General features: G+C 52.0%; 8 protein-coding genes. All 8 read left to right on the top strand.

Annotation, left to right across the window (positions count from 1 at the left end; translation table 11 throughout):
• The first annotated feature begins 46 nt into the window (after positions 1-46).
• The gene (locus DFR42_RS26100) at positions 47-841 is read left to right on the top strand and encodes a carbon-nitrogen hydrolase family protein (protein WP_110258003.1); all 795 of its coding nucleotides are present in this window, start codon (positions 47-49) and stop codon (positions 839-841) included.
• A gap of 157 nt (positions 842-998) precedes the next feature.
• On the top strand, positions 999-2,459 hold the full coding sequence (tldD, locus tag DFR42_RS26095; RefSeq protein ID WP_110258002.1) for a metalloprotease TldD: 1,461 nt from the start codon (positions 999-1,001) through the stop codon (positions 2,457-2,459).
• 43 nt (positions 2,460-2,502) lie between these two features.
• Positions 2,503-3,270 (top strand): cellulose biosynthesis protein BcsQ, encoded by a 768-nt coding sequence (bcsQ, locus tag DFR42_RS26090; protein WP_110258001.1) that lies wholly within the window; start codon positions 2,503-2,505, stop codon positions 3,268-3,270.
• 355 nt (positions 3,271-3,625) lie between these two features.
• On the top strand, positions 3,626-4,117 hold the full coding sequence (bcsD, locus tag DFR42_RS26085; RefSeq protein ID WP_110258000.1) for a cellulose biosynthesis protein BcsD: 492 nt from the start codon (positions 3,626-3,628) through the stop codon (positions 4,115-4,117).
• A gap of 41 nt (positions 4,118-4,158) precedes the next feature.
• A complete protein-coding gene (gene bcsP, locus DFR42_RS26080; protein ID WP_110257999.1) occupies positions 4,159-5,052 on the top strand; it encodes a cellulose biosynthesis protein BcsP in 894 nt (297 codons plus the stop codon).
• The gene (bcsQ, locus tag DFR42_RS26075; RefSeq protein ID WP_110257998.1) at positions 5,049-5,816 is read left to right on the top strand and encodes a cellulose biosynthesis protein BcsQ; all 768 of its coding nucleotides are present in this window, start codon (positions 5,049-5,051) and stop codon (positions 5,814-5,816) included. Before bcsP ends, bcsQ (DFR42_RS26075) begins: the two co-directional genes overlap by 4 nt.
• Positions 5,817-10,349, top strand: a complete 4,533-nt coding sequence (gene bcsA / locus DFR42_RS30035; protein WP_110257997.1) for a UDP-forming cellulose synthase catalytic subunit — start codon at positions 5,817-5,819, stop codon at positions 10,347-10,349.
• A 181-nt stretch (positions 10,350-10,530) separates the two neighbouring features.
• A partial coding sequence (locus tag DFR42_RS26065) for a tetratricopeptide repeat protein (RefSeq protein WP_110257996.1) occupies positions 10,531-14,058 on the top strand: 3,528 nt, incomplete at its 3' end.

Raw genomic sequence — 14,058 nt, 5'->3', positions numbered from 1 at the left:
TATGGAGTAAGCCCGGATCGAACCATCACCAAACAATGAGGTAGATATGAAGATTGCAGCAATACAAATGATCTCCACACCCGTGCCGACGGAAAACATTGCAACGGCCAGGCGTTTGATGCAGGAAGCAGCTGCCGCTGGTGCGAAACTTTTGCTGTTGCCTGAGTATTGGCCCTTGATGGGTTTGCATGAAACCGACAAGGTCGATATCGCAGAAGAAGCAGGGCAGGGACCTTTGCAAGCTTTTATGGCCGATATGGCCCATACCCTGGGTGTCTGGCTGATAGGCGGCACCATTCCTTTGCAGTCACCGGATGCCGCCAAGGTCTTGAATACGACGCTGGTCTACGACCCGCAGGGCCAGCAGGTTGCACGCTATGACAAGATCCATCTGTTTGGCTTCAGCAAAGGCGAAGAGTCGTATGAAGAAGCCCGCACCATCGTGGCCGGTGAGCAGGTCAGCAGCTTTGATGCAGGTTTTGGCGAGGTTGCGCTTTCGATTTGCTACGATTTGCGCTTTCCTGAACTGTTCCGCGCACTCGGCACTTGTTCCCTGATCGTCGTACCAGCGGCATTTACTTATACGACAGGCCAGGCGCACTGGGAAATACTTTTGCGTGCACGCGCCATAGAAAACCAGTGTTATGTGCTGGCCTGTGGCCAGGGCGGCAAGCATGTCAATGGCCGCCGTACCTGGGGGCACAGTATGTTAATTGACCCGTGGGGTAAGGTCGTGGACGTACTGGAAGAAGGCGAAGGTATCGTCAGTGGTGAGGTCGATGAAAGCCTCATCGTCAGCATACGTGAAAGCCTGCCAGCTTTGCGCCATCGCAAGTTATAAGGCTGATCCAGATATAAAGCAGGCTGCATCGTGTGCGGGCTAACCCAGTGAAACCCGCAGATGCTCTACAATGTAAGTGTGTGCGCCAGTGTTTGCTTACTCTTTTTGCTCTGAGTGATCAAAAGTGCGCTGTTGATTTGCAGTATAAATAAATTATATGACTCCATTTGATCCCGCTATTAGCCATCTCGCCATTGCCCGCGATATTTTGCTGACCCCTTTTGGTCTGGACGAAGCCAAGCTCAGCAAGGTGCTGGCTACCATGTTCACCCACAAAGTGGACTATGCCGACCTGTATTTCCAGTTCACCCGTAATGAGGGCTGGAGCCTGGAAGAAGGTATAGTCAAGACAGGTAGTTTCTCCATCGACCAGGGTGTGGGCGTACGTGCCATATCTGGCGACAAGACGGCATTTTCCTATTCCGACGAAATTTCAGAGCAAGCCCTGTTTGATGCAGCCAAGGCGACTCGTACCATAGGCCGTCAGGGTGCAGGCAAAATACAGGTCGCATCCAGCTTGCGCGGGGTGGATAACCGCTCTTTGTATTTGCGTGATGACCCTCTGCATTCCATGGATGCTAATCAAAAAGTTCAGTTACTGGAAAAGCTGGAAAAAATCGCCAGGGCTAAAGATCCGCGCATTGTCCAGGTCATGGCCAGTGTCGCTGGTGAATATGATGTGGTGCTGGTGGCGCGCAGCGACGGTGTCATGGCTGCCGATATCCGTCCTCTGGTACGCGTCTCACTGACTATCATTGCCGAACAAAATGGCCGTCGCGAAATGGGTTCCAGCGGTGGCGGCGGTCGTTATGATTACTCTTATTTCACTGATGCCCTGCTGGAGCAATATGCAGATGAAGCAGTGAAATCTGCCCTGGTCAATCTGGAAGCACGCCCGGCCCCGGCTGGCCCCATGACAGTGGTGCTAGGCCCAGGCTGGCCAGGCGTTTTGCTGCATGAAGCAATTGGCCATGGTCTGGAAGGTGATTTCAACCGCAAGGGATCAAGCACTTTCTCTGGTCGCATAGGTGAGCGTGTGGCTGCCAAAGGCGTGACCGTGGTCGATGATGGCACCATGCAGAACCGCCGCGGCTCACTGAACATGGACGATGAAGGCAATCCTACACAGTGCACCACACTGATAGAAGATGGCATCCTGAAAGGCTATATGCAGGACACCATGAATGCCCGCTTGATGAAAATGCCGGTGACTGGCAACGCCAGACGTGAGTCCTTCGCTCACCTGCCTATGCCGCGTATGACCAATACCTATATGCTGGCTGGCGACAAAGATCCGGAAGAAATTCTGGCATCTGTTAAAAATGGTCTCTACGCTGTCAACTTTGGCGGTGGTCAGGTCGATATAACAAATGGCAAGTTCGTTTTTTCAGCCAGTGAAGCTTATATGATAGAGAACGGCAAGATCACCTATCCAGTCAAAGGCGCGACCCTGATTGGCAATGGTCCTGAAGTCTTGAATCATGTCAGCATGATAGGCAATGACTTGCGTCTTGATTCAGGCATTGGTGTTTGTGGCAAGGAGGGGCAGAGCCTGCCAGTAGGCGTAGGTCAGCCCAGTTTACGTATAGAAGGTTTGACAGTGGGTGGAACTGCCTGATGCCAGGTGTCAAACCAAGTATTGACAACCAGGAGTTGCACGCATGATAGTCATCGCCATCGTCTCTGCGAAAGGCGGGGTCGGCAAGACCACGATTACCGCCAATCTGGGTGTGGGTATGGCACAGCGCGGTTTTCCTGTCACCATTCTTGATCTTGATCCGCAAAACGCCATGCAATGGCATCTCGGTGGTTTGGAACAGGATGAAAGCAATGGCATCAGTCTCTTGACCGCTGCACGCGCAAAACTGATGGATGCCTGCTATACAAGCCCCTTTGGTGTCAATTTCGTCCCCTTTGGTAATGGAGGCGAAAAGCAGCGCATGCGTTTTGAAAACCTTCTGGAGCAGCAAGAGCCATGGTTACGTAAAAAATTGCAGGCTGCCAAATTGCCTGCCAATGCCATCGTTTTGCTGGATACTCCTCCCGGTCCCTCTGTATATCTGAAGCAGGCCATCCATGCGGCAGATTTTTTGCTGGTCGTGGTGCTGGCAGATGCGGCCTCTTATTCAACCTTGCCAGAAATGGAAGAGTTGATTTCCACTTACGGCCATAGAAACCAGGCCAGTATCGGTTCGGCCTATATCGTCAATCAAGGCTCACAACGGCAACTGGCGAAAGATGTACTCACTCTGATTGCCGACAGGCTGGGAGAGCGCATGGTCCCCTTCATCGTCCAGGAAAGCCCGCAGGTCGAGGAAGCACTGGCCTATGAGCGTCCGGTACTTGAGTACAAGCCTGACAATCCCGCATCTTTAAGCATACAAAAAATCATAGACTGGTTGCTGACTGGCTTGAAGGGCGGGCGCTGAGCCTGTCAGGTTTGACCTGCAGGCATGAGCAAAAAATGCGCATGCCTGACCTGAAAAAGTGACAGTGCGGGCATGCAAGCAAACGCATTTGCACGTCCGGATTTTTCGATGACATATCGATGAAATAAGCAGCAAACTGGGCGGTTTTAGCAGCCTAATTGTAAAAATGGTATTCAACATAATTAAATATCTATAAATCCTTGATCTTATTATTAATTGTTGACATTTCACCATGCACATTGGCTGGACTAGCAATAATCGTGAGTGGTAAAGTCGCAACGAATCAACACTCTCTATGATTTGCGTGTCACGATAGTAGCCATAGAGAAAAAGTCAACGCAAGGGCCAAATCAGCATGTCGACAAATACAATTCGTTATTACGAAGAGCAGCAGTGCTCCAACCAGTGGAGATCTTTCCTGGGAGCATTTTCTGCAGAATTCGCATCCAAGGGCGAGCTGAGCGATCTGCGCGCATTCATGCACCAACTTGGCCGTACTATGGCCAGGGGTTTTCATGTTGCTGATGGTAGCAGCCTGCAAGCACTGGAAGCATGCATGAACCAGGTATGGTCAGAAATGAACTGGGGCTGGGTTGAGCTGGTAGAAGAAGCCGACGCCCTGGTTGTTGCTCATCATGCATCACCGCTGAAAATTGCATTTGGCGAACATTCACTGGACTGGTCGCCAGCATTGCTGGAAGGCGTATATGCCCAGTGGTTTGACGGTCTGGGCATGGACAAGTCTTTGCGCCTGGTGCAGCGTGCTGGTGTTTTTGAAGAAGGGCAGTTGTTTGTATTTGATTTGAAGAAACAGTCAGAAGAACCGTCTTATTTCACACGTCGTTGATTTGATGTTGACGCGGCAAGTAACCGGAACTGGTGGATATTATGGATGATGATGTAAAGAATCTTTTTCAAAAGTTTGGACAGTCGACTGAAGCTTATCGCGAAATCAACCGTGATGCAGATAGCGAACAGGCCAAACTGCGCTGGCCTTTATTGCGCGATGTCCACCTGCATTCCGGACCTGCACCTGCGCGCGCGCATCACCGTGAAGAGGAGCCAGCAGTATCTGCCCGGCATACTGAAACGCCATTTCGCGCAACTGCAGTCAAAACACCTGCGCCAGCGACAACGGCGAGCAGGGCAGCGGCCACAAAGGCAGCCCCGTCACCAGTTGCAACAGACGCTCATGCGAACAGTAAACCAGCAGCGCAATTGTCCCTGAAACAAATGTTGTTACAGCAGGCAGCCGTAGAAGAACAAGAGCCAGAAGCCGAAGTTACCGCACCATTCCTGTCGAGAATTTTGCCTGCATCACCTAAGCAAACGACAGTGCAAACCACCGCGCAAAATACAGCAACCCGCAAGGAAGCGACTGTCGGTGGCTTGTTTTCTGGCAGATCGCAAGCAGCACCCGCACGCCAGGCAGAAGTGCCTGCGCATTCAGCACCAGTATCTGTTTCTGTCAACACACCAGCTCCGCTGGCAAGCGCGCGCAAACCAGTGAATGTGAATCCTGTTTCTGCACCAGCACCTGTGCCAACACCAGCACCAGCATCGATTTTCATCCACAGCATACCAGCAGCGCATGTTGCACCTGCAAACGTAGCTGCGAGGCATGCCAGTGAAGAAGTCCTTACTCAAAGAGTGGCTGCCAAGGTATCGGCAAAAGATCAGCCTGTCAGTGCAGTTTTTGGCCGCCTGGCTGGCAAGCAGGAAGACGCCCGGCCAGTGGACACTGGCAGCAACTCATTTTTCAAAAAAATATTTAAACCATGAAGGTAGTTGCCGTCATTTCTCCCAAGGGTGGGGTAGGTAAAACGACAGTGACTGCCAACCTGGCGGCTTCACTGGCTCGTTTAGGCCCGCGTATCAGCATCCTTGATCTCGATCCTCAAAATGCATTGAGATTGCATTTTGGCATGGCGCATGAAGATGCCAGTGGCATTGCACAGCAAGATACCATGGACGGTAGCTGGAAAGACGTCTTGTTTGAAAGTGCCTATGGTGTCGATTTTTTACCCTATGGCAGTGTAGATGAAGAGCAGCGCGCAGTCTTTGAGCAGGAAATCAAAAGCAATCCCAAGTGGCTGTCACAACATCTCGCCAGCCTGGGCCTGCCTGAAAATAGCGTAGTGCTGATAGACACGCCACCTGGCCCCAGCATTTATTTGCAGCAGGTATTGCATGCAGCGAATTATGCGCTGGTCGTGTTGAAGCCGGATGCCGCCTCCTATTCGACCATACCGTCGATAGAGTCGCTGATTGATTATTATTGTGCTGACCGCAAAGAGTTTCTTGGCTATTGTTATTTGTTGAATCAGATGGACGCTGCAAAGCAATTGAGCCGGGATGTGTTTGGCATGTTGCGCAGCAGCCTGGGCAAGCGCTTCATCCCGGTGACTATACATAAGGATGAAGCAGTCAGTGAAGCACTGGCTTGTCAGACTCCGGTATCGTATTACTCCCAGCATTGCTCAGCTACCCATGATATGCAAGAGCTGACAGCCTGGCTGCAAACAAATTTCAGATTGGTTGAATAAATGCGTTCGATACTTAACTCCCGCTATCTCTATGGTCGCTTGAATGACCTGGGGCGTGCCATGGTCAACTGGCCGGGCTGGGAGCGTAAGACACCACGCTTTCTGGCGTTGATGGTCGCAGTCTTTTTGTACTGGACCAGTATCAGCATCCCACTGGATTTGCCTTTGCAAACCCTGTTTTCCATCATTATTTTCAGTGCGGCGCTGTATCTCCGCCGCTATACTGGTACCCTGATATCGCTGGTGATGGTGATGTTTTCCATCAGCGCCACCAGTCGTTATATTTATTGGCGTATTACTTACACCATAGGCACAGACAACCTGATAGACCTGTTTTTTGCGCTGGTCCTGATCATGGCAGAAGTGTATGCCTGGCTGGTGCTATTGCTCGGCTATCTGCAGACAGCGTGGCCCTTGAAGCGCAAACCTGTGATGTTGCCAGCCGATACTTCGACCTGGCCAACCATCGATTTATTCATTCCCAGCTATAACGAAGACTTGAGCGTGGTCAAGCCTACCGTGCTGGCGGCCATGGGCATAGACTGGCCCAAGGATAAACTTAATATCATTATCCTCGATGACGGCCGCCGCCCTGCCTTCGCCGAGTTTGCAGAATCTGTTGGTGTGCAATGTTTTACACGCGCTGATAATAACCATGCGAAAGCAGGCAATATCAATGCTGCCCTGAAACGCACCACGGGTGATTTTGTTGCCATCTTCGATTGCGATCACATGCCGACGCGCTCGTTTTTGCAATACACCATGGGCTGGTTTTTGGTCGACCCCAAACTGGCCATGGTACAGACACCCCATCACTTCCTGTCGCCAGATCCATTTGAACGCAATTTGCAAACTTTCCGCAATGTGCCCAATGAAGGTGAGCTGTTCTATGGCCTGATACAGGATGGCAACGATCTGTGGAATGCGACTTTCTTTTGCGGTTCCTGCGCCATTTTGCGCCGCACCTACCTGGAAGAAGTTGGCGGCATTGCGGTTGAGACGGTAACTGAAGATGCGCACACCGCCCTGAAAATGCAGCGCCGTGGTTATAACACTGCCTACCTGGCTTTGCCACAGGCAGCCGGTCTGGCAACGGAGAGTTTGTCTGCCCACGTTGGTCAGCGTATCCGCTGGGCGCGTGGCATGGCGCAGATTTTTCGTACCGATAACCCCTTGCTGGGCAAGGGCCTGACCTTTGGACAGCGGCTGTGTTATAGCAATGCCATGCTACATTTCTTTTATGGCTTGCCACGCATGGTGTTCCTGCTGGCCCCCTTGTCATATCTATTCTTTGAAGTTCATATCATCAAGGCGACGGCTTTGTCGATTGCGGCATATTCCTTGCCCCATCTGCTGCATGCCAACCTGACCAATTCACGCATACAGGGGGCGCACCGGCATTCCTTCTGGGCAGAGGTGTATGAGGCGACTCTGGCCTGGTATATCTTCCGCCCTACGCTGGTGGCCCTGATTAATCCAAAACTGGGTAAGTTCAACGTGACTGCCAAAGGTGGTCTGGTGGAGCAGGAGCATTTTGACTGGACCATTTCCAAACCCTATCTGATCATGCTGGGCATGAATGTACTGGGTTTCTTTGTCGGGATAGGGCGGGCTTTGTGGTGGAATACCTATGAGCTTGATACCGTTATCCTCAATATGCTGTGGACTATTTATAATCTGGTTATTCTGGGCGCGACGCTGGCCGTAGCGACCGAATCCAAACAGGTCAGGCGTACTCACAGGGTAAGGGCAGTATTGAATGCCACCCTGCGCTTGAATAATGGTCATTCCATCGTTTGCCGCACTGAAGACTTTTCCATGGGAGGCATGTCTTTCCGCGTACCTGAAGGTTTTCAGATGCAGAAAGATGAAGACCTGATGATTTCGCTGTATGGCACCAATGGAGAATCGGTTTTCCCTGCCAAGACAGTGTTCTTCAAGGATGGCCTGCTCAGTGTGCAGTTCCTGCCGCTGGATTTGCAGCAAGAAATGGATTTGATTAATTGCACTATAGGCCGCGCTGACGTCTGGCTGAGCTGGTCAAACGACAGGGATATCGACCATCCCTGGAATGGATTGAAAGAAATCGCTTACCACAGCATGCGCGGATTCAGCAGGTTTGGTACAAGTATCAAGCAATACGTAGCGGAAAGAACGGAACATATGAATAAAATAAATGAGGCATCCATCGTGAAAACCATACGGGCTAAATTATCGCGCAAAGGTAGTACCACAGCGCTGGCCATACTTTGCGGCCTGACCGCCGTTGCTCATCATGATGATGTGCTGGCAAAATCCAAGCGTGCCAGCGCCACGGCAACAGCAGAATCCGTAGTCACTGAAAAACTGGCAGTAGAAGATTTACAGCCGACTTCGGTAGTCGGTGGGCAAAAGACTTATAACATCAGCCTCAAGGACATGGTCGGTGTAGGTGCCAGTGTTGAATTGCGCGGTACTGAGGGCGAGCGTTCTTTCCCCTTCACTGTACGTAGTGATGAAGTAATTACGGCAGCCAAGGTCAAATATGGCATTGCCTATTCACCCGCCTTGCTGCCCGACCTCTCGCATATCCAGGTACTGGTCAATAATGAGCTGGTCAGCGTGGTACCGCTGCCGAAAGAAACATCCAAGGGCATAGTACGTGAAGATGTCATCGATCCGCGTTTTTTTGCTGACTTCAATCAGCTCAGTTTCAAACTGATAGGCCATTACACCAGGGATTGTGAAGACCCTTATCACTCCAGCCTGTGGGCCAAGGTTAGCCATACCACCAATCTGGAACTGACAGTATCCCCGTTGGCTCTGGCAAATGACCTGGGCATGTTGCCAGCGCCGTTTTTTGACAGGCGTGACAATAAGCTGCTGGAATTACCCTTCATCTTGCCAGCCACACCATCGCTGGAAGTCTTGCGTAATGCAGGTATCGTGGCTTCCTGGTTTGGTCATTTGTCGTCCTATCGCGGCGCACGTTTCCCTATCGAAGCCAATACCCTGCCACGCGGCAATGCCGTTCTGTTTGCTACTGCCAATGAAGCACCGGCTGGCGTGACACTGCCAGCAATAGCCGGGCCTACTCTGGCCATCATGGCCAATCCCGCCAATCCAAAAGCAAAATTATTGCTGGTGCTGGGGCGTGATGTAGCTGAGCTGAAGATAGCAGTGCAGGCATTGACCATGGGTCAACTGGCCATGTCTGGCGAGTCTGCCCTGATCAAGAATCTGAAAGAGATAGACGCCCGCAAACCATATGATGCGCCAAAATGGCTGCCGACTGACAGACCAGTTAAATTTGGTGAACTGGCAGCACCACCAGCATTGAAAGTAAACGGCCTGACACCAGACATTATCAAGGTCAATTTGCGGGTTGCACCGGATTTGTTCACCTGGCAAAAAGAAGGCGTGCCCATTGATCTGCGTTATCGCTTCACGCCACGTCCTACTATCGACAAGTCAACCCTGAACATCGGTATCAATGACGAGTTCGTGCGCTCATTGCCTTTGTCTGGCGGCCAGGTAGATAAGGGCAAGATCAAGGAATCGGTCATGCTGTTCTTCAAGGACGGCCAGCGCTATGCCCAGGATGAAATCCAGGTGCCGACTTTCCGTATCGGCGCAGAAAACCAGTTGCAGTTCCACTTCTTTTACGATTACCCAAAACAGGGCGCATGTAAAGACGTGTATCTGGACAATGTGCGTTCTGCAGTAGACCCGGATTCAACGATCGATTTCTCCAATATGCCGCACTATGCTGCCATGCCTAACCTGGCATACATGGCCAATGCCGGTTTCCCGTTCACCCGTATGGCTGATCTGGCACAAACGGCCATCGTCATGCCCGACAGGCCAAATACCCAGGAAATGGAATTGTTCCTCAACGTCATGGGCCGCATGGGTGAATCCACCGGTTACCCTGTACTGAACAGCACCCTGATCCGCAGTGCCGACGTGGAAAAACATAGTGACAAGGATTTCCTGCTGATAGGCACGAGCGGCAATCTGCCTCTGCTCAAGCAATGGTCAAAATACATGCCCATGAGCATGGATGAAAATGGTAACCGCCTGCAATTGCCAACCGGTTTCCTGCGTCTGGTAACGCGTTGGGCTGGCCGCGATCTGGATAGCATGGAACGCCATGCCGGTGAGATGCTGGCCAAGACTGGAAATGCCTTTGGTGCCATGATGCAGTTTGAATCGCCCTTGTCTAGCGGCCATAGCGTCATCGTCATGACATCTGGCGACTCTGCCAGTTTGTCTGATCTGACCACGGGTTTGAACAAGGCTGATTTGCGTAGCAAATTCCAGGGTGATCTGGTCTTGATCAAAGGTGAGCGCATAGCCAATGCGCAAATTGGCGACACTTATTATTCAGGTAGCTTGCCATGGTGGACCTGGATCAAATGGCATTTGTCTACTCAGCCTTTCGTCATGATCATTTTCCTGATGCTGGCTTCGCTGATTGCTGCGACCATGTTGTTCCGCTTCCTGCGTAAAAAAGCGGCATCCCGTCTGGCACTGGAAGATAAAAAGAAATAATTAAGTAATTTAAGTATATTTAGCGCAGGTCAGGAGGGCAGCGTTCTATCTGAAGATTAAATCAGGAAGATAGCGCTGCCCGTTTTGCTCTGTTAAAGTAAAAACAGGATAACAGTGCTGATTTTCTGAGGTGCGATCAAGAACAGGGCTCACAGAAAAAAGCGATCATCAGGGGATGTAAATGGTCTTGAAGAAAAAAGCGGTGGTATTGGCGCTTTTGACGGTTTTTTTTGAGAGTGGAACTGCGTTCGCGCAATCAGCATTGACGCAGCAATTGAAAGAGCAGGCGCAGTTCTGGCAGCAACGTGGCCGTGATGATAATGCAGCAGATGCCTGGCGCAAGTTACTGAAGGTCGATGCGAATAACCTTGATGCCCTGATGGCCTTATCCATACTGGAAGCCAAGGCAGGCAACCCAGAACAGGCCAAAACATATTTTTCCCGTCTGCGTGGCACGCAGGCGACCAGTGCACAGGTGCGCAGTGTCGAACAGGCATTGCGTAAAGGCAGTGATGGCGGCATAGGCCAACTGGAGAATGCCCGCAAACTGGCCAAGCAGGGTGATACAGAAGCCGCCGCCGATGCCTACAAACAGATAGGTGACCCGTCCAAGCTCAAGGGCGATGCTGCCTTTGAATATTTCCAGGTGCTGGCCGGAACAAAGAATGGTTATGCTGAAGCCCGCAAGGGGCTGGAAAAACTCAGCAAGGAAAATCCGGCAAACAATAAATATGCCCTGGCCTATGCCCAGGCGCTCACCTATCGTGAACCCAGCCGTGTAGAAGGCATGGCTTTGCTGGAAAACCTGGGTAGCAAAGCTGATGTAGGCAAGCAGGCGACAGAATCCTGGCGCCAGTCCCTGAGCTGGATGGGCCTGAAGCCGGAAAACGCCAAGTATTTCAGTCACTATCTCGACAAACATCCCGATGACCAGCTCATCAGGGACAGGCTGGCGGCTTTGTCCAGGCCAGCACAGGCTACTGCACCCTCAGCAGCGCCTGTGGTGGCTGTTGCATCCCCGGTTGCACCGGTAGCAAAGGTAGCTGAGAAAATTGAGAAAGCTACAAAAGCAGAGCGGCCGGAAAAAACTGAAAAAACTGAGAAAGCGGAGAAAACTGAAAAAGCCGCGCCGAAACCCAAGCCAGTCGCAGAAAACCCCATAGAAAAAGGCCGTGTCGCAGGTTTCAAAGCATTGGATGACAATGATATTGAAGCAGCAGAAACCGAGTTCCAGGCCCTGATCAAAAGCCACCCTAAAAACCCCATCGGTTATGGTGGCATGGGTTTGGTCAAGATGCGTCAGGAAGAATTTATCGAGTCCCGCGGCTTCCTGCACAAGGCAGTTGAATATTCACCATCGCAATCCAAGGATCAATGGCAGCAGGCCTATGATGATGCCAGTTATTGGGCAACAGTTGCAGAAGCCAGGAATGCCTTTGAAGACGGCGACAGCGTCAAGGGTATAGGTTTCTTGCGCAAGGCGATTGCTCTCAATGGCAAGGAACCTGCCGGTATCCTGCAACTTGCCGATGCCTTGCAGGCTGAAAATGATCTGAAAGGTGCGGAAGAAAATTATCGCCGCGTTCTCGATGCAGACAAAACCAATATCCGCGCACTGGATGGCGTGATTGGTGTCTTGGTTTTGCAAAAGCGCATCACTGATCTGGAAGCGCTGAGCAGCATCATGTTGCCGCGCCATCTGGCCATCATCGCCAATCTGAAATCAGAAGACTTATGGAACAAGGCCAAGGCCGCTGAAGCCGCTGGCGACATCAACACAGCACAAAAAATGCTGGAAGATGCCATCATGATCAAGCCGGATAATGCATGGCTGCGCATGGCGCTCGCCAGAATTTATCTGAAACGCGAGATGCCAGGCCAGGCCAGGGCGCTTATTGAAGCCATGACCAATGTAGAAGCCCCGGACCCTGAAGCTTTATATGTCAGCGCCTTGCTCAGTGAAATGCAGCAATTCTGGTGGGAAGCATTGAATACGCTGGAAAGAATTCCCGCAGCCTCACGCAAAAAAGAAATGGTGGATCTGCAAAAACGCCTGTGGATCAGGGTGCAGATAGACAGGATCACGCTCCTGGCCAAACGCGGCAATACTGCCATGGCCAGAGATATCCTGGCGAATGTAGAGCAGGTTGCCGGCAATGACATGGAATTCACCGGCACCATGGCCAATCTGTACATACAGTTGGGAAATACCGAGCGTGGCTACGCCATGCTGCGTCAGGCCGTACAAAATACACCCAAACCTGCAGCTGGCTTGCTGTTGCAATATGCCGGTACTTTGATGCAGGCTAACCAGGAAGGTGAACTTGAAGCCGTCATGCGCAGGGTCGCTGCCATGCCCAATTTACAGGAAGCCGAGATCACCGCTTTCACGCAATTGCAAAGAGTGCTGGCCATGCGCTATGCCGAGCGCGCCCGTGAAGCAGGGGATTATGCCAATGCCTATGCCTATATCCAGCCCATGCTGATTGCCGACCCTGAAGACCATATGTTGTTGCTGACACTGGCACGCATTTATACCGCTTCTGGTGATAGTGCTTCGGCCCGGGAATTGTACGTCAAGGTATTACAAAGTGACCCTGAAAATGCAGAGGTATTGCAAGGTCTGGTGTATGCAGCGATGGAAGCCAGGGATTTTACCAATGCTGAAAAATACCTGGGCGTCCTGCTGATCCAGGAGCCTGATAATCCGCGTTATTTGTCGCTGGCTGGCAATGTCGCCAGGGCGCAGGGCAATAATAGCCGCGCCCTCAGTTATTTCAAAAAAGCATTGGCGATGGAGCAGGCGCAAAGAACCGTGGTCGGTTCAGGCCCCAATGGTTTGCGCCTGGTGGATGCTGCGCCAGCCAGTACAGTCAGTGACTTCAAGGTCAATCCCTTTGCTGACCGCAAGCCAGCTGGTGCTGCCCAGGCAGGACAACCGCAATTAAAAATGGTTGCGCCAAACGCAGCGCAGGGGCCGGTATTGAAGGAAACCCCGGGTGGTAACCCTAGTGGTAACTCAAGCGGCAACTACACCGGTGGCATCTTTGCCCCGGTTGGCAAACCGTTGTCGCCGCAATCTGCACCGGCGGCTGTACCGCTCAATAATGTTGCGCCAGCAGTCGTTGCTCCCAGGGCAATCCCCAGCCTGCCAAGTTTGCCAGTGGCTCCTAAAACGCAGGCTGCACCGGCCAACGTTCCTGCCAGCGTTCCGGCAAATTTGACACCCACACCTGCCAGCGTTCCCGCAAGTTCAACACCGCCTGTCAAGGCACCAGCCAGCCCGACCGGGATTTTGCAGCCAGCCCTGCCCAAGGCAGTGGGTGCTCCGCCCGACCCTAATCGCGAGCGGCCAGATACCTATAACAATGGTGCGAGCATGCAAAGCCCGTATCCTGCAGGGCAGACCATGCTGGCACAATATACCCAGGCCACGCCTTACATACCACCCAGGGTTAGCAACACTGCGCCAGTCGCTGTACCACAACAGTACGCCGCAGCGAACAGCAGCTATGCGACGGTAGCAGCCAACACAGCAGCCACGACAAGAGCCAAGCCAGTAAAAGCGGCAAATGTCAGTCCAGAAGAAGCAGCGTTGCTCAAAGAAATTGACGCCATCAACGACCTCAAGAGAACAGAAGTGTCAGTTGAAGTCGCAGGCCGTGCGCGTAGCGGAGAAAAAGGCCTGTCCGCCCTGACAGATATAGAA

This window comes from Undibacterium pigrum, assembly GCF_003201815.1.
GTDB lineage: Bacteria > Pseudomonadota > Gammaproteobacteria > Burkholderiales > Burkholderiaceae_D > Undibacterium > Undibacterium pigrum.
This window is presented reverse-complemented; position numbering and strand designations above follow the sequence as displayed.